This window comes from Maribacter algarum (ex Zhang et al. 2020), assembly GCF_005885635.1.
Taxonomy (GTDB): domain Bacteria; phylum Bacteroidota; class Bacteroidia; order Flavobacteriales; family Flavobacteriaceae; genus Maribacter_C; species Maribacter_C algarum.
This window is the reverse complement of the sequence record NZ_VATY01000003.1, coordinates 103,142-119,102: the sequence shown is the minus strand read 5'-3', so window position 1 is coordinate 119,102 and position 15,961 is coordinate 103,142. Positions and strand designations below refer to the sequence as shown.

The window sequence follows — 15,961 nt, the reverse complement described above, 5'->3', positions numbered from 1 at the left end:
AAAATGAACAGCGAAGTGAAATCAGGTCAGGAAATATTGGATAACTTCTTTGAGACTATAGAGTCTATAGAAGGTGTGGACCCTAAAATATCAAAAATGATATCCGAGCTTTATAAAGAAGGTACACTTACCGAGGCTAGAATAAAAAACGAATTGCAACAACTACGAATTCAAGAAAAGGATAAAAATGAAGCTTAAGCAAATTGAGATAAAAGGTTTGCGTGGTATTAAGGAGTCATTCCCTCTAGACCTGAATGGCAAATCTATTGTTATTTATGGAGATAATGGTACGGGAAAAAGTAGCATCTCAGATGCTATAGAATGGTTCTATACAAATAAAGTTGCCCATCTAGCTAGTAATGAAATTGACTTAAAAGAAGCTTTGAGAAATGCATCGGTAGAAGAAGGTTTCGTGTCAGAAGCAGCTATGAAATTTCTTAAAAAAAGCGATTTCGATACAGGAAAAACTCTTTTTTATAAGAGAGGAAAGTTAGACCAAGATTATACCGTAAAAACGGATGACATACGTGATTATATAGTAAAGTCTAAAGAAGAGAATTTACTGCTGCGATATAAGAGTTTAAATGATTTTGTAGATATCACTAAAGGAGATAAGCTAAAGTATCTTTCAGATATTATTGGCTTTTCTGAAGTTACCAAGAAAAAAGAAGTACTTAGGAAGGCCTATTCTTCTATTAAAATTGAAATCAAGAATCAAAATTTCGAAGGTCAAATTACTGGACAAAAAGGCATCCTAATAGATAAGATTGGAGCAGCAATTAGTCAGGATAAGGATTTATTTGAAATAATAAACACAAAAATTGCTTCACTAAATACTAAGATGAAAATTGAAAGCATCGAAGATATCGATGCGCTTTTAAAACATTTAAAATCAAGAACTAATGATAAGCTATTAAAAGAAAATTCGTTTTTAGAAAAAGTTCAAACTAGTTTACTTGGTCTACAAGGAGAGATAATTGCAATAAATACTAGTTACGATGAGTATTATGATGAATTCCAAAAAATTGTAGCCGATGTTGAAAGTATAATGAAAATTTATATTGGGGAACTTTTAAAATCTGGAGACAAAGTAATTCAAAAGTTTCATAAAGAGGAGAGTTGCCCGTTATGTTTACAGCCTAAAAACAAGAATAAATTAAGAACAGAGATTGCAGAACGCTTAAAAGAAATTGAAGAAGCTTCAAAGAAATTAGGGGCTTTTCTAAAAGCCCAAAATTTAGTTGAAAGTATAAGTGTTGAACGAATAAAAAGGATGGACCTCCTATTATCTGAGCCACTTTTTAAAGCACCAGAAAATGAGCAGCTAAAAAAAGACTTGGAATCTATAAACAGAAAGCTAAAGATTATGGAGACAGCAAGCTTAGTAAAAGCTGCTTCTGGTGATAAAATTCAGCATTCCAAAAATATAGGCTTAAACAGTTCTGACTATCTTTTTCTTGATGATTTAGCCACGCGGATTAAGAAATTAAAAGAAACTATTAAGAAAGATAATGTAACAGAGATTTATTCAAACATAGACGCTTCCAAGGATGCTTTTCTTAAAATAAAAACTTTTGAAAAAGAGAGGAAGATACTTGAGAAACAGAGCTCTGCATTATTTATAATGTATAATGAGTTTATTAAAGTACAAAAAGAAGGATTAGAAAATTTTATTCACTCTTTTTCTACCAAGATAAACCAGTACTATCAATATATGAATCCTTATGAACCATTTCAGGAAATTAAGATTGTCACAATAGGAGAAGAAGACGAACTGAATGGTATAACTATAGAGTATAAATATAATGGAAGTTGGGTTTCCCCTCCTCAAAAGTACTTTAGTGAATCACATCTTAACTGTTTCGGCATATCATTCTTTCTTGCCTCAGTAGACGCTTTTAATGACATCAATGAGTTCATTGTTTTGGATGATGTAATATCAAGTTTCGACTCTAATCATAGAAAGCGATTTGCAGAGCTGTTATTTGAAAGATTTTCTGAAAGACAAATCATTTTACTTACACATGAAGAAGAATGGTTTAGAAATTTTGTCAAACCACTTGCTAAGAAAAAGGGTTGGCTTGTAAATGAAATAAAATGGACAGAGGATAAAGGAACTCACTTTGAAGAATCACAAGAGGGTATCAAATCAAAAATAGAGAAAAAGCTAACAGAATCTGAGGTTGAGGGTTTAGGTAATCTCATTAGACAATATCTAGAGTCAACATTAAAAGAGATTTGTACTAATCTAGATGTGAAGGTCAGTTTTCGACCCAACGAAGTTAATGAGAAGAGAATGCCTGACGAATTGATTAGTGAGTTAAAATCAAGAATTAAGTCTAAGAGTAATGATTTACTAGACCACTTTCCAACTATTGAAAGAGTTGGAAGTTCTTCAACATTAGGCAACCTACTATCTCATGACAATCCAATTAATCCTAAAATCGGTGATTTGAAAGCTTTCTGGGCAGATATTCAAGAAATGGAAAAAATATTCTATTGTCAAGAAGAAGGTTGCACAAATCCAAAAGTATCCTGGAAAAACTTAGATACTGTAGGGAAAAAAATAAGATGTGGAGGGTGTGGAAAAACTAAATACGATTGGAAAAAATAAAAGCTTGTATCGACCTATCAGAATTTTGGGAAAACATGTGGTCATCTGCTAGAGGAGCCACAAGATAGTTTGTTAACCATTATAGTGTTTCAAGAAGTTCAAAGCGTTCTTAAAAGCCAAACTACTTTTTAGAATATAGGGACTGAGCCGTACATTTTTTCAAAAATCATCCATTAACTTTATTTCTTGTTTCAAAGTATTAGCCGAATACTCTTTACAAATTGCACCTTTTGTAAAGAGTGTACAATTTGAATTTTTGATACTATTTTTTTAGAATCTCTTTCACTTCCCTATGAATCTTTTCAAAATTCTCCTGAAGTTTTTCCTTTAAATTCCGCCCCGGCGAAGGCAACTGCCTAACAATTTTGGGTGTTTTGAATTGCACCTTCTTATCCTTTCCATCCGCCAGCACCACGAAAGCCCCTTGTTGCAAGCCATAGAATACATCGGCACGGGTCTTCGCTACTTCCCGCTCCCCTTTGGTCACACGAGTGTCAAAGTTGAGGTTATAGCCCTTGTTGACGCTCTTGGTCTCCTTCTTTACGATTTCAAAAAAGCGCTCATAGTATTTGGCCGTGTCCGGGTCATTGGCCTTGCCAAAAAACTGATAGGACAGATTGGCCAAAATCGCCTTGCTTGCCATCGGCCCGTAAATCATGTCATTTTGAATCTTGTCCTGCAATACGTAAACTGTGGCAATATCATAGCTACGTAAAGTAGCAGGAATACGGTGCATGTTCAACAGCCTTAGGGTTGCGGCTTCTTCCATCAACAAAAAAGAAGGGTTTTGATTACGTACACTCATTTGTTTGGTCATGGTATGGATGATGGTCGCAATAACGGGGGAGAGGGAAGTTTCGATTTTCGGGTTATTAACTACCGAAACAACCGCCAAATTATCCTTGTGATTGATGTTCAAATCCACTTCATCCGCTGAGAGCGCCATAAAAATCCGTTGGGTACTGATTTTTTTAAAGGCATTGGCCAAGGTACTTTTAACCCCAGCTGTCTGCCGTTCAGAATCCACTCCGCTAATGAAGGCATCCGCCATAGCTTTTGAGGTGACATTGTCGGATAGGAACTCAATCAGTTGTGCCGTATTTAGATGTTGATATAGGGCGATCAAATGGGGCAGGGTACAGAATTTTTCAAAATCGGTCTTCAAACGCCATATCATACCGCCAACCAAACCCTCCACCACATCGTTAAAGAATCGGGTAGTGGCGTTCATGTTGTTGTCCTTCTGTTCCAATAGGTTTTCCACCAGTACCCGTGAAAGCTCGTTGACACTTTCTTCATCGGGCAGGTATCGCGGGGCAATGGGATTGACCCTTGAATGAATGGTGTCGAAGGAAATGATAAAGAAGGGAATATCGCATTGGCTGAATAGGGGGTAGGCCATTTCGGTAATTTCAAAGTCTTTGTAATCATAGATGACCCCACTAAAGTTCCACTGGCTAAAATGATTTAAAAGGGGATAGACCACACTTTCCGTTTTACCACTTCCAGCGGCACCGATAATGGCGATTCCCCTACGGATGTTTTCCAAAAGCAGATTCCCTTTTGAGACTTGCAATTTCACTTTATACCTACTATTGGTATTCGATTCGCTCTCCTTGGGAAAGAAAACATAGAAAAGGATATTGACAAACAATAGGGGCAATCCAATCAACAACAAAATCAACAGAAATCGATTTGTATGAGGAGCATTTGACCAAGCCCAAAAAAGGCCGAGTCCAATCCAAAGGATATTGATAAAGAACCCTTCTTTGACAAAACGCACCAAAAGAAAGCAAAGGCTGCTTCCAAAGAGAAGGGTAAACATCACACTACTAAAATTCAGTTCTTCCATGGTTTTGATTTAAATTCCGATTGATCCCGATTCGATTGCCCGTTGCATTCCCCGTCTCAATCTGTGAAACACTTTTAAGGCCAATTGCACTTTGTTGGTGGGTATGGATGGAATGCGCATTCCCGATTTTGAAAGTAGTTTCAAGGCAAGGGCTTTTTCGTTGGTTGGTAGGTTTCCCAAGAGCATCCGAAACATAGCGGGATTCTTGACCAAGGTTTTCTTGGCGGTATAGGTTTCCACAAAGTTGCGGTCATAGCCAAAAACTCTATCAAAGGTCTGTTCGGCTTTTTCAAAAAACTGATCCCGATGGAAACCCCGTTGTACCTTTTTACCATGCATTTCAACTTCCGAAGCCTTGTAGTTCGATCCAGGGGAAAGGCTAAAGGTATTGGTCACATCCTTGCGGCTAACGATGATATGTATGTGGGATTGATTGCCCTCTTTTTTCATTCCGGCCACAATCATCTGGCCGTTGATTTGATGTGGTGCGGCTTCTTTTAAAGCTGCGATTTCTTGCTCCAATTTTTTGATAGTTCCCTTCAGTTCACCTCGCGCTACTTTTCGGATATCGTTCTCCAACTTGGCGATGCGTTTTCGATATGGCGCATTCTCCAAGACCTCTTTTTCAAATCCGCGATAGGTACGTTCATGCTCTATTTTGGCGAAGTATTTTATCTGATCTACCGTTACCGGTTTCTCCCGGTAAAAGGACTTGGCGTAATCTTTCATTAACTCCCTTGTATAGGTTTTTAAAGCCTCTGGATTGTCCGCTATTTTTTTGAGTTCACGTTGACTTGGACTGACCACGATCGAATAAAATTTGGGTTCGGTTTTTTTGAGTTTTGCGGTATTGGCATCGATTTCCGAAATGACTTTATCAGGAGTAATTCGGTCCTCCGTCTGGTTGAAAAAGTGTTCCTGATTTTCTTGTTCCAAACCCTCGTTTTCCTTTTCGAGATAGGCGACATAATCCGCTGCGCTATTCGAATAACTTTGACCTAATTTCTGTGCTGTGATCGCTATGTACATCTTATGAATCTTTTAAGCCTCTTTTGAAACGGGCGAGTTCTTCTCGAGTGATTTCCAATTTTAAAAAGTCCTTACCGAAACGGTTGCTGACCAGTTCGACCCGCTCCAAAACATACTTCAATCGGTCCCGAGTTTCGGATAGTTTTTCCTGTGTTCGGTCATAGTCGATTCTTGAAATGGTGTTCTTTTCCGCTTTGGATTTTTGTTCGGATTTAGTAACCTTTTTCGGTTCCAATAATTTGGGAGCGTACTTTTTGATTTCCTCTTTAAAGAGTGATTTCAGCATGGCCTCGATATTCATGATCGGAATATTCTGAGACTTCTCAACGGACTTGATAATGGCGATTACGGCATCGATTCGCTTGCGGTTTTTCTTCTGTCCGGCGATTACATCTTTACCGAAACGTTGGTGGGGCGAATAGTTGTGCCATTCGAAAAAGTCCATCATAGCCGTTAAGGTATCCGCATGGGAACGGGCTGTTTTTTTAGAGAAGGCACGAAAGCGGATAACGACCTTTGCCCGTAAGTTCAAGGCCAGATAGTCATACTTGTATTTGTTTTTTACCTTCATTTTGCAACAAATTTTTTCAATGTTTTAGGGGTCTACCGAATGTTTTGCAACAAACTTTTGACCTATTCCTAGGCCGAATTCAGGCCTAAATCAGCTATAATCAATTCATTTTCAAGGCATTGAAAAGGAAATCAAATAGCATAACACCGCTTTAGCGTGTTATCCTCTTGCTATTCCTTTTTCCCCGCAGGGGTCAAAAAAAATACCTTTCCCTCAAGGTAAAGGCTCTTATAGCTACAAGGATTGAAATACCATTTTTTAAGAGGGAAATAGACTCTTTTTTAAGGAATCTGTATTGAATATGGAAAAGCGTTGCATTTCCCGAAACGGAAAAGGGCAACTTTTTTAAAGTCGCCCCATTCTCCTAAAACCTCCTTTCTTTAGATAGTGAACATGAATTTGTAATTGTAAAGATTCTTGATAGCCTCCTCTTCCAAAATTTCTTGATAGTCCAAATGATTTTCTTGGGCATAGGCTTTCATTTCAGAACCGAATTTCAGTGCTACTTCTTTCTTGGATTGCTCCATCAATTTTTTCTGTGTGTCTCCGTCTAGATTATTAAAGTTCAGACGAAACGGTATATCTATATTGATGTCCATAGCGTTCAATTTTACATCAGTCCGTTATCCGCAAAACTGTAGTAGTCGCCATTGGGTACGATCAGAATATGATCTAACAATCGAATATCAAGAAGCTCGGCGGCCTTTTTGATTTTATAGGTGATTTCTTTGTCCGCCGCACTTGCTTTTAGTGTTCCACTCGGATGGTTGTGGGTCAAGATTATTGCCACTGAAAGGGTCTTTAAGACTACCGCAAATAAGATTCTTAAATCAACCAAAGTTCCTGTTATTCCACCTTTTGAAAGTTGGTAGATACCTTTTACTTTATTGTTGTTGTTCAATAGGACGACCTTAAAGGATTCATGTACTTGTATGGTCTGTTTGTCCCAATGTTCAAAGAGCATATCGGCAGCATCTTTTGAAGATTTTATCTTATGCCAAAAGGGGGAAGTTATCCGTTCTTTGTAGCTCACTTTTATTTCATTAACTTGTAATTTCATTGCGTATTAATTTATGTTAGTGGTAATGAAAAAGGGGGCGATACTTTAGCTGGAACGCCCTCTTTCTTTTTTAATCTCAAAGCATTAGGCTGCCTTGTTTTCGTTCTTGGTGCCCAAGAGTAAAACCTCGCTAACGATCACTTCCGTGATGTAGCGTTTTTCACCTTCTTTGGTCTCATAGCTTCGTGAGGTCAATTTTCCTTCGATGGCGATTTGCTTGCCTTTGACGGCATACTTTTCTACGATCTCGGCAGTCTTTCCCCAAGCCACCATATTGTGCCAGTCCGTACATTGTACTTTCTCGCCTTTGGCGTTCTTGTAGTTTTCATTGGTCGCCAAAGAAAAGCGGATTACTTTTTTACCACTTTCCAAAACGGTCATTTCGGGATTATTACCCACGTTGCCAATCAATTGGACTTTGTTTCTAAGATTACTCATAATTGAAAATATTTGGAATGAATTAATAGACCTGCCCGAACTTTTCGAACAGCATTTAATAGCGATTTACTTATTACACCTAGAGCGTTTTCCTTTTTGTTGTTTTTTAACTTTTGTTCCGATTCATTTTTGAGGATTTGATATGATTTCATGATTTCCAGTTTTGATTTACTTCCCATAGTGTATCCTATGGTAAATCCAAATTTCCGATCATAAATTTTTTCTATCATTTTGATTTTTTCCGCGCAAACCCTTTGAATCGATTTACTTATTATATCCTGAGCGTTTTCCTTTTTTGATTTTTTTTGTGCCGTTCCGTTTTTGAGGATTCGATTCGCTTTCATGATTTCTAGTCTTGATTTACTTCCCATAGGGCCTTCGCCGTTACCTTTTTTGATGCTGTACTTCTCTACAATATCCGGGCTTGGTAAGGCGTATAAATAGCGCAGCGGTTTATGCCGCTGTCCAAGAACGGATGTTGTTATTTTGCTATCAAAAAATGTAATTGTGGAGGTACTAAATGTGGGGCAAGACACATTTATGAAAGAATCCAATAACTATAGAACGGCACAAAATGCAATAAGGGGCCCTTGTTGTCCATAGCTTGCTTAATGGGTATTTTTGTAATATCGGACCAAATATGTCATCTATGCAGAAAACGGTATTCGAAATTTCCAAAATGGACTGTCCTTCGGAGGAGAATCTGATACGGATGAAACTGGACGGGATTCCATGTATAGAACACTTGGATTTCGACATTCCGAACAGAAGACTATCGGTCTATCATGATGGCGAACTCAAACAAATCGAGCAATCGATACTTGAACTAAAATTGAGAGGAGAGAGAATATCGACCGAAGAGGCGGAGGTTAAGGAATTCAATGAAGGCCAAGGTCAAAGAAAATCACTTTGGATGGTGCTAGCCATTAACTTTGCATTCTTCCTCATCGAGATGGCAACAGGGGTTTTTTCAAGTTCGATGGGCCTTGTCGCCGATAGCCTTGATATGTTGGCCGATTCCTTTGTCTATGGAATCAGTCTTTTTGCAGTCGGGGGAACATTGACAAAGAAAAAACGGATAGCCAAACTGGCGGGATACTTTCAGATTATCTTGGCTGTTATCGGGTTCGCCGAAGTAATGGGTCGTTTTTTCGGAGCGGAGAAACTTCCAGACTTTTCGACAATGATAACCGTTTCTATCTTTGCGCTGATCGCAAACGGAATATGCCTATACCTACTGCAAAAATCCAAGAGCAAGGAAGCCCATATGCAAGCCAGTATGATTTTCACATCGAACGATGTCATAATCAATCTAGGTGTAATCATAGCGGGACTGCTTGTAAATTGGTTCAGTTCCAACAAACCGGACCTGATAATAGGAACTATCGTTTTCGCCTTAGTGGTCCAGGGTGCGATACGGATTCTCAAACTAGGAAAATAGTTGTGGTTCGGTCAAGATATGTAACCCATCGTATTCATTTAGGGTGTCCCGAGTGCGACTACTGCAAAGGCCCGTGCGACCAATTTGTTTCGGATAGTGTTCAACGTACTCATTTTGCTTTTGCCTAATTCAAGCCTTCGCTCATTATAGGCTTTTATTTCAGGATTGTATTTTAAGGCCGATTTATAAAACATTTAGATATAAATACCAAACTGTCAAGATATTCCACAGCCCTCAAATCATCCCTTTTTTTGAAGGCTACATATTCATTAAAAGATTCAAATAAATTACGGATAAATGTTGTTTTTACTCGATAATCGAGATTTGAACCCTACAAGGCTTGTCTGGAAATCAAAGTATTTTTCCTTACAAATTCGTTGTGGGCTAGCCCGGAAGTAGTTTGCAAATATTGAAATCCCCTTATTTTCCATAAAAGGATAAGCCTTCCCTATGTTTCACAAGGAAGGCTTATAAAAATAAACTTAAACTAACTCAAACTTCTTTTTAATTGTTGCTAAATAATTTATACGTGATTCCCAAATTGAACTCTGCAGGTCTTGCATAGGTGCCATAAATGATTCCCACTCCTGGGTTATTATAACCACCAACCAAATAGGTCTGGTCGGTAATATTGGTGCCTCCCATACTTATTTTCCATGCGCGACTTGCACTTTCTAAAGATAAAGAGGCGTTCAGCAAAGTAATTCCGTCTTGTAATAACAAAGGGGTGTTCTCTACATCGTTGTATATCTCACTTTTACTGGATAAATCTGTGTGGAATATGAGCCTACCCTTGTTCTCACCAAACGGAATTATCCAGTCCATGGCGAGTGAACTAGAGAAGTCTGGTGTATTTACAAAACTGAAATCTTCTTGTATTACAGCATTGGGATCCGTGATTTCGTTGTACGAGGCATCAATAAAACCTAGATTTCCTGAAAAGGTTAGATTTTCTGAAGCTCTCCACTGCGCATCTACTTCCAAACCTTTAATGGTGGCTTGTGCTGCATTTTCCACAAAAGGGGTAATGCCACGTTGTACGGTAATTTGCAGATTTTGGTAATCGGTGTAAAAAGCTGCAATGTTAAAACGGAATGTATTATCCGCCAAATCGGTTTTAAGACCTAGCTCATACGTATTTGCTTTTTCGGGTTCGAAGGTGGGCGCTTCTAAAACTGGGCTAGTTACCCTAGTTGTCCAACCCCCAGATTTAAAACCTTGGGCAAAGAAACCATAGGCGAATACATTTTCAGAGAATTTATATTCCGTTCCTAATCTAAAAGTAGGTTCACTAAATGTCTGTTCATTGACGCCAGGTGGATAGTAAAGCGTAAGATCCGTTGTGGGAAAATCAGCTGGACTTACAACCCCCGTCTTTAGGGCAAAGCTATTTAAATCACGTTGTCTGCCATCGAGTTCTTTACGTTCATTCGTAAGTCGTGCTCCAGCAGTTACACTCCATTTTTCGGAAAGGTTATAGGTAGCTTGCGCAAAGGCAGCATAACTTTTGTTTTTGACAAAATTTTGTCCGTATATCTGCACAAGACCATTACCAAGAATAACTTGGTCGGTTACAGAGCCCTTTTCGGTAAAGTAATACAGGCCACCAATCCACTTTAATTTATCGCTATTACCAACCAGTTGAAATTCTTGGGTAAACTGTTTTTGAGGCATAATGAAACCTGCTGTACCAAAATCCAAGGGTGAAAAGTCTTGGTCTTCTGCGAATCTAGATTGTAGGTTGCGATAGCCTGAAATCGATTTAAAGGCTAACTTATCACTTAATTCCCAATCCAACGTCATAGAAGCACCCCAAGTATCAATTTTAGTTCCGGCATCAGCCGTACCATAGTTGGTAAAGGGGTCGTCAGTTATAAAGCGTTCGTCATATGGTGTGCTACCAGTAAGGGTCAACCCAGGTGCATTGGCGATATTATCACATAATTCCGGAGGTAAAAGGCCGGCCGCACAGGCGTTATAGGCACCTACTATAGTCGGTGCACCACCCACATCATTGAACATGGCCAAAATCTTAGAGGCATTCTGGTTTTCACGAACGCGTTCATAATCCCCGCTAAAAGTGGCCTGGAATTTTTCTGAGGCCAACCATTTTAATTTAGCACGCCATGTATCGTTATTTTGATTGCCTTGTTCCCCGTCGAGGTTTACATCTGAAAACACACCGCCTCTTGGGCTCGCTAAATCTGCATTGGCAGGACCTGTATAAGGTACTCGCTTCATATGACCGTCTCTATTGATTGAAGAAACTGAAAAACTTGAGAGTAATTTATCTTCTACCAAGGGTATGTCAACGGACACTTTTGTGTCTAATCTATTGAAGTTACCAGTCGTTAGTTGGCCTGTTGCTGAGAAAGTTCGCGATGGGTCTTTTGTTGTGATATTTAAAGCACCAGCTATAGTGTTTCTTCCGAACAAGGTTCCCTGTGGTCCTTTTAATGCCTCAACTCTTTCTACATCTAATAAATCGATTATTGATCCTACCGTACGACCAAAATAAACTCCGTCAACATAGAGCCCAACTGCTGGTTCGTAGGTTATCGCAAAGTCAATTTGTCCAATTCCTCTAATATATGGCGATAATACTGATTGGCTACCACTAAAAGGAGCGGTAACATCAATTTCTACATTGGGAATAAAATCTGCAATGCCCGAAACATTTTCAATACCCCTAGCCTCCAAGGTTTTCGCTGAAAAAGCGGATACCGAAATCGGAACTTCCTGAACATTCTCTGATTGTTTTCTTGAGGTTACGACCACTTCTTCCAATCCAAAGCTTCCTTCTGCCAAAACTGCATTTATGGTACTTTGTCCGTTAATGGCAATTTCCTGTGTTTTATAACCCACATAGGAGAAAACCAAAGTTTCTCCGCCTTCTGGAATGGTAATACTATAGTTTCCATCAAAGTCGGTAATGGCTCCTGTTGACGTATTTTTCACTACGACATTAACGCCCGGTAGGGTTGCTCCGCTCGCATCGTTTACTGTACCGCTAACAATGCCTTCTTGTGCAAACACGGAAAAGCTTGTAAGTAGCAGAACTGCTGAGAGCAGCAATACCTTAAAGTAATCTTGTTTTTGAATTGAATTTTTCATTTTTTAGTTTTAAGTTGAGTTGTTATTTTAATTGAACCAGGGTAGTAATCCTGTTTTTGGATGACAGTTGATATATTCAAAGGTTTGCCCTTTGGGGAGCACGGATACTTCGTGCCATAGTTTAATAGCTACCTGTCCTTCAAGTGATTGAACCATCTCTAAAAAACTGTGAAAAATGGCCAAATGCGTTGGATGGGTCTTAGACCATTTTTCTAAATGCTCAAGGGTCAGGAAATATGCGAATCCGAATGTTTTCTGTGTGGAATTTCCATCTAGTGTCAATTCATCTGAAAACCGAGAACAGGCACAACCTGTTTCTTTGGGATTGGTTGCTATGAAATCCATTCCTTTCAAGAGATGCGGATGAACATCTTTATAGTAGTAGTCCAGTTCCTCTTGTTTACAATGCCCTAAATTTTGTGCGGAACGGATAATAGCGAGATTCTCAGGGGTTTTTAAGTGAACCCTTTTTCCTAAAGATTCAATCTTGGACCGTTTTGTTAGTTCGCTGCCATTACCTTCCAAAAGGTTTACCTCCGAGATTTCCAACCTATCCCGCATTCCCCCAAAATAATTATGTTCTTTGATAGGCCCTTTGAAATCATTGAAAATAGTGGCTGCACCTGCTTTGTCTTCACTGGAAAAAAGAGTCTCAAAACGTTCCGTCGGAACTATCATGGGTTCTAGCCAATAGCCCGATGTTTCTCGCGTGCGCTCTTCAGTACCCCACCAGTCCATAAATTCGCTCGAGGAACGGTAGTTTTCATAATCCTCTTTCGAATTCCAATAGGAAATATAGAAGTCGTTGACGTAGTTTTCGCTATCCAGCATTCGGCCTCTTTCAGTGTGAATCGGCGCGTGTTCTGTTTTCATCATACCGGCATACCAGTTGTGAAAAGCAGTTGGTTTTTGACTATTATCCGTAAGGGTCTGAACACCGATGTATTCAATGACTACTTCGGTACAGTCTTTTTCTATTTGAGCACTCCAAGCGGGAACCGGTGGTTCCCAATCGGGGGGCATATTCTTTTTATATTTTTCCATAATTAATCGGCTGTTTCTTCGGCAGGTGCTTGCTCTGCAACAGGTTCTTTGCCAGCATTGTATTCGTCGCGCATTACCACTGGGCGCTGCGGTTTTGGATTGAAGAGTAGTTGTGTTACATCCGGTCTGGAGTAGTGTCCGGCAGGATCGGCCGCAGCCTTTGCCACAGCAATAGCACCCAGGTCGATATCCGCATAAATAATACCTTCTTGATCGTGCGGTAGTGGCTCGGCAAGTTCAGAACCATCAGGGCCGTAAATTCTGGCGTACCCTCCGCCTAGCGGTAAAAAGTCTTTCTTTAAGTCCGTATCACAGAGCACATCGTGCATTTGTTGCGATACCATACAAGACGGGGCTATCACATAACAAGACCCTTCAACGGCATATATTAAGCTGGCAGCAGTATTTACTTCCCACCCAAGGGCATGTGCTTTTCCTTCATATAAAGAAAAGCCCGGCCATGCGGCAAAATGTAATTGCTCGTCCTGCGAATACATGGCATATTTACTCAAAGGCTGTATATGCTCCCAGCAGGCCAAGGCCCCAAGTCTGCCTATAGAGGTATCATGCACTTTGAGATCACTACCATCACCATTACCGAATACAGTACGTTCTACATGGGTCGGCTTTAATTTTCTTCGTGCTGCAATAGTCTCTCCTTGATCATCGATCATCAACTGGGCGATATATAAAGAACCTCCCGCACGTTCAGAAAAGCCCATACAAACAAAGATGTTGTTTCGCTTGGCCGCATCGCAAAGTTGCTGATGCTCAGGTCCACCCACTTCCATGGCACTTTCAAAATAGGGCTGTACAAATTGCATGCCCATTGCAGGAGCATCGAGCCATATCCACCAAGGATAACCGGAAAGCCAAGTTTCGCCAAAGGAGACGACTTTTGCACCATTTTTGGCTGCTTCCTCTATTAAACCAATTGCTTTTTTAAGGGATGCTTGAAGGTCTAAAAAAATGGGGGCGGCTTGTACCGCTGCCACTTTATATTGCGTATTTTTCATATCCATAAAGGTTTTAACGTTATGGATATCAAGTAACTACAATCTAATTGAAACGGATTGGCGAATAGTGCACAAAGTATTGGTCAATAGGGAAACGCTCTTTTTTAGTCGAATTTTAACACCCGACGAAGACCAAAAACCGAATTTAAATGAGTTGCACGGATTTCATGTGGAAGGTTCTGTATTCACCGGGTGGAATACCGAATTTGTGTTTGAAGGATTTTGCAAAATTGCTTACATCGTTAAAACCGTTTCTATATCCGATTTCTGCGATGGTCAATTGGAAGAGATTTCGGTTTTCGATATCGGCCCTACACTTTTGTAAACGTGATTCTTTGATATAGGAATTTATGGTGCAATCTTCCTTTGAAAAAATATTATGCAATTGTCTTTTTGAACATTTGAAGGTGTCGGCAATTTGTTGAATAGTCAACTGAGAACTTGAAATATGCTCCTCAACAAAACATTTTATTTGAAAAAGCATGGTCTCTTTTGACGGAGTACTACTCTTTTCTGTGATAAACTTTAAGTTTAAATAATCGTTGAGCAATTGTAATAGGCTAGCGGCTAAATATTTTCTGGTGTATTGGTCTACGATTTTTAATTCTGCACTTAGCGAGTAAACAAAATTTTTCAAAATTTTACCGAGACCTTCATCATCCAATAGTTTGGCGGTATTTGAAGTAACATATGATGTACCATAGGTAATCAGTTTTCTTGGAATTTTAAGAACGAGTTGTTCGAAATCATTTAGAAAATTCAACTGGTATGGGCGGGTACTATCCGTAAAGGCCCAGTCGTTCGGTTTTAAATGTACATGACGACCGTCTTGCGATAAAAAGCATTCTCCCGAGACTTGGAAATTAATCATGAAATAACCTTCAGTCGATTTTGCTATTTGGCCTTTGGTACGATGCACCCCACTTGATTGTGAATTAATTCTACAAACATGCATTTCATCTAATTGATGGCCTATTAGCGAACCATAAAAATTGGTTTTTGGGCTGCTATGCGAAATGTCCAAACCGATTAAGGTATCGCACACATAATCATTCCAAAAAGAAAGCGATTCTTTCGGATTTACTTTTGCAGTACTAATTTCGAAATCGGTTGTATGTACCATAAGTTCCTGTTTTAAAGATACTTAATTTATTTTTTTATTATCTGTTCTCATTTTATTTTTTGAATTATTCGTGTTTGCCTGCATTCCAGCCTTTAGATGCTATTAATTCCTGTGCCACTTCTTTCGGATATTCTTCCAAATCGGTCGCCATGGTATCATTCCATCGGTTTAGATATCCAAACAAAGCAATCGATGCCACGATTTCTACGATTTCATCTTCGTTAAAGTATTTTTTCACTTCACCGAAATCTTTTGAAGAGGCTGCATTCGGAATTATGGCACCATGATATGCCAGTTGTAGGACAGCTCTTTCGGCATCTGTAAATAGGGGAGAAGTCTTATACTCCCAAACAGCTTCTATTTTCTCTTTTGACGCATGGTATATTTTTGACAAGTTGGCCATGTGTGCTTGGCAATATCTGCACCCTGCCGCTTGACTTGCGATAAGGCTTACCAACATTTTCAGTTCTTCGGATACGGTTCCTTCATACAAAATGGCTTGATTCAAGTCCATAAAAGCCTTTGATATTTTTGGCCTTCTTTGCATTGTTAGAATACTGTTGGGAATAAATCCTCTTGTTTTTTGATAGTGGTCAAATTGGGGCTCTAAATCTGAATGAAGATTTTTAGGAAGCGGTTTTAGATGTGCCATGATTGCT

15 protein-coding genes are annotated in these 15,961 nt (G+C 39.3%); 3 read left to right on the top strand and 12 right to left on the bottom strand.

Features of this window, described 5'->3' with window-relative positions; genetic code table 11:
- The first annotated feature begins 3 nt into the window (after positions 1-3).
- Entirely contained in the window at positions 4-198 is a 195-nt protein-coding gene (locus tag FEE95_RS14320) for a hypothetical protein (RefSeq protein ID WP_138658694.1), read from the top strand.
- Complete coding sequence (locus FEE95_RS14315) at positions 188-2,614, top strand: AAA family ATPase (RefSeq protein ID WP_138658693.1); 2,427 nt, start codon at positions 188-190, stop codon at positions 2,612-2,614. Before FEE95_RS14320 ends, FEE95_RS14315 begins: the two co-directional genes overlap by 11 nt.
- 262 nt (positions 2,615-2,876) lie before the next feature.
- Here the strand turns inward: FEE95_RS14315 and FEE95_RS14310 are convergent, their stop codons facing one another.
- From FEE95_RS14310 to FEE95_RS14280, 7 genes are all read right to left on the bottom strand, one after another.
- Positions 2,877-4,466 (bottom strand): type IV secretory system conjugative DNA transfer family protein, encoded by a 1,590-nt coding sequence (locus tag FEE95_RS14310; protein WP_138658692.1) that lies wholly within the window; start codon positions 4,464-4,466, stop codon positions 2,877-2,879.
- 9 nt (positions 4,467-4,475) lie between these two features.
- Entirely contained in the window at positions 4,476-5,495 is a 1,020-nt protein-coding gene (gene mobB / locus FEE95_RS14305; protein WP_138658691.1) for a MobB family relaxase, read from the bottom strand.
- A 1-nt stretch (position 5,496) separates the two neighbouring features.
- On the bottom strand, positions 5,497-6,066 hold the full coding sequence (locus FEE95_RS14300) for a BfmA/BtgA family mobilization protein (protein WP_138658690.1): 570 nt from the start codon (positions 6,064-6,066) through the stop codon (positions 5,497-5,499).
- A 380-nt stretch (positions 6,067-6,446) separates the two neighbouring features.
- On the bottom strand, positions 6,447-6,665 hold the full coding sequence (locus FEE95_RS14295; protein WP_138658689.1) for a hypothetical protein: 219 nt from the start codon (positions 6,663-6,665) through the stop codon (positions 6,447-6,449).
- 11 nt (positions 6,666-6,676) lie between these two features.
- Complete coding sequence (locus FEE95_RS14290; protein WP_138658688.1) at positions 6,677-7,126, bottom strand: JAB domain-containing protein; 450 nt, start codon at positions 7,124-7,126, stop codon at positions 6,677-6,679.
- An 84-nt stretch (positions 7,127-7,210) separates the two neighbouring features.
- A complete protein-coding gene (locus FEE95_RS14285; RefSeq protein ID WP_138658687.1) occupies positions 7,211-7,564 on the bottom strand; it encodes a single-stranded DNA-binding protein in 354 nt (117 codons plus the stop codon).
- Positions 7,561-8,100 carry a hypothetical protein gene (locus tag FEE95_RS14280; protein ID WP_138658686.1) on the bottom strand — a complete coding sequence of 180 codons (540 nt, stop codon included), beginning with the start codon at positions 8,098-8,100 and terminating at the stop codon, positions 7,561-7,563. The genes FEE95_RS14285 and FEE95_RS14280 overlap by 4 nt, the downstream gene beginning before the upstream one ends.
- Positions 8,101-8,213: 113 nt before the next feature.
- On the opposite strand from FEE95_RS14280, the gene FEE95_RS14275 reads away from it, so the two are divergent.
- Complete coding sequence (locus tag FEE95_RS14275) at positions 8,214-9,005, top strand: cation efflux transmembrane domain-containing protein (protein ID WP_138658685.1); 792 nt, start codon at positions 8,214-8,216, stop codon at positions 9,003-9,005.
- Positions 9,006-9,509: 504 nt separating this feature from the next.
- Here the strand turns inward: FEE95_RS14275 and FEE95_RS14270 are convergent.
- The 5 genes from FEE95_RS14270 to FEE95_RS14250 form a co-directional block, all read right to left on the bottom strand.
- The gene (locus FEE95_RS14270; RefSeq protein ID WP_138658684.1) at positions 9,510-12,119 is read right to left on the bottom strand and encodes a TonB-dependent receptor; all 2,610 of its coding nucleotides are present in this window, start codon (positions 12,117-12,119) and stop codon (positions 9,510-9,512) included.
- Between the two features lie 27 nt (positions 12,120-12,146).
- Positions 12,147-13,163, bottom strand: coding sequence for a phenylacetaldoxime dehydratase family protein (locus tag FEE95_RS14265; protein ID WP_138658683.1), 1,017 nt, complete (start codon positions 13,161-13,163; stop codon positions 12,147-12,149).
- Positions 13,164-13,165: 2 nt separating this feature from the next.
- Positions 13,166-14,158 (bottom strand): carbon-nitrogen hydrolase family protein, encoded by a 993-nt coding sequence (locus FEE95_RS14260; RefSeq protein ID WP_212748445.1) that lies wholly within the window; start codon positions 14,156-14,158, stop codon positions 13,166-13,168.
- A gap of 166 nt (positions 14,159-14,324) precedes the next feature.
- On the bottom strand, positions 14,325-15,302 hold the full coding sequence (locus FEE95_RS14255; protein WP_138658681.1) for an AraC-like ligand-binding domain-containing protein: 978 nt from the start codon (positions 15,300-15,302) through the stop codon (positions 14,325-14,327).
- Between the two features lie 64 nt (positions 15,303-15,366).
- Complete coding sequence (locus FEE95_RS14250; protein WP_138658680.1) at positions 15,367-15,954, bottom strand: carboxymuconolactone decarboxylase family protein; 588 nt, start codon at positions 15,952-15,954, stop codon at positions 15,367-15,369.
- Between the last annotated feature and the right edge of the window lie 7 nt (positions 15,955-15,961).

Excerpts from the sequence above, each read along its gene's own strand:
- FEE95_RS14320 (WP_138658694.1), top strand. The coding sequence starts at position 4 with ATGAACAGCGAAGTGAAATCAGGTCAGGAAATATTGGATAACTTCTTT.
- FEE95_RS14315 (WP_138658693.1), top strand. The coding sequence starts at position 188 with ATGAAGCTTAAGCAAATTGAGATAAAAGGTTTGCGTGGTATTAAGGAG.
- FEE95_RS14310 (WP_138658692.1), bottom strand. The coding sequence starts at position 4,466 with ATGGAAGAACTGAATTTTAGTAGTGTGATGTTTACCCTTCTCTTTGGA.
- mobB (WP_138658691.1), bottom strand. The coding sequence starts at position 5,495 with ATGTACATAGCGATCACAGCACAGAAATTAGGTCAAAGTTATTCGAAT.
- FEE95_RS14300 (WP_138658690.1), bottom strand. The coding sequence starts at position 6,066 with ATGAAGGTAAAAAACAAATACAAGTATGACTATCTGGCCTTGAACTTA.
- FEE95_RS14295 (WP_138658689.1), bottom strand. The coding sequence starts at position 6,665 with ATGGACATCAATATAGATATACCGTTTCGTCTGAACTTTAATAATCTA.
- FEE95_RS14290 (WP_138658688.1), bottom strand. The coding sequence starts at position 7,126 with ATGAAATTACAAGTTAATGAAATAAAAGTGAGCTACAAAGAACGGATA.
- FEE95_RS14285 (WP_138658687.1), bottom strand. The coding sequence starts at position 7,564 with ATGAGTAATCTTAGAAACAAAGTCCAATTGATTGGCAACGTGGGTAAT.
- FEE95_RS14275 (WP_138658685.1), top strand. The coding sequence starts at position 8,214 with ATGCAGAAAACGGTATTCGAAATTTCCAAAATGGACTGTCCTTCGGAG.
- FEE95_RS14270 (WP_138658684.1), bottom strand. The coding sequence starts at position 12,119 with ATGAAAAATTCAATTCAAAAACAAGATTACTTTAAGGTATTGCTGCTC.
- FEE95_RS14265 (WP_138658683.1), bottom strand. The coding sequence starts at position 13,163 with ATGGAAAAATATAAAAAGAATATGCCCCCCGATTGGGAACCACCGGTT.
- FEE95_RS14255 (WP_138658681.1), bottom strand. The coding sequence starts at position 15,302 with ATGGTACATACAACCGATTTCGAAATTAGTACTGCAAAAGTAAATCCG.
- FEE95_RS14250 (WP_138658680.1), bottom strand. The coding sequence starts at position 15,954 with ATGGCACATCTAAAACCGCTTCCTAAAAATCTTCATTCAGATTTAGAG.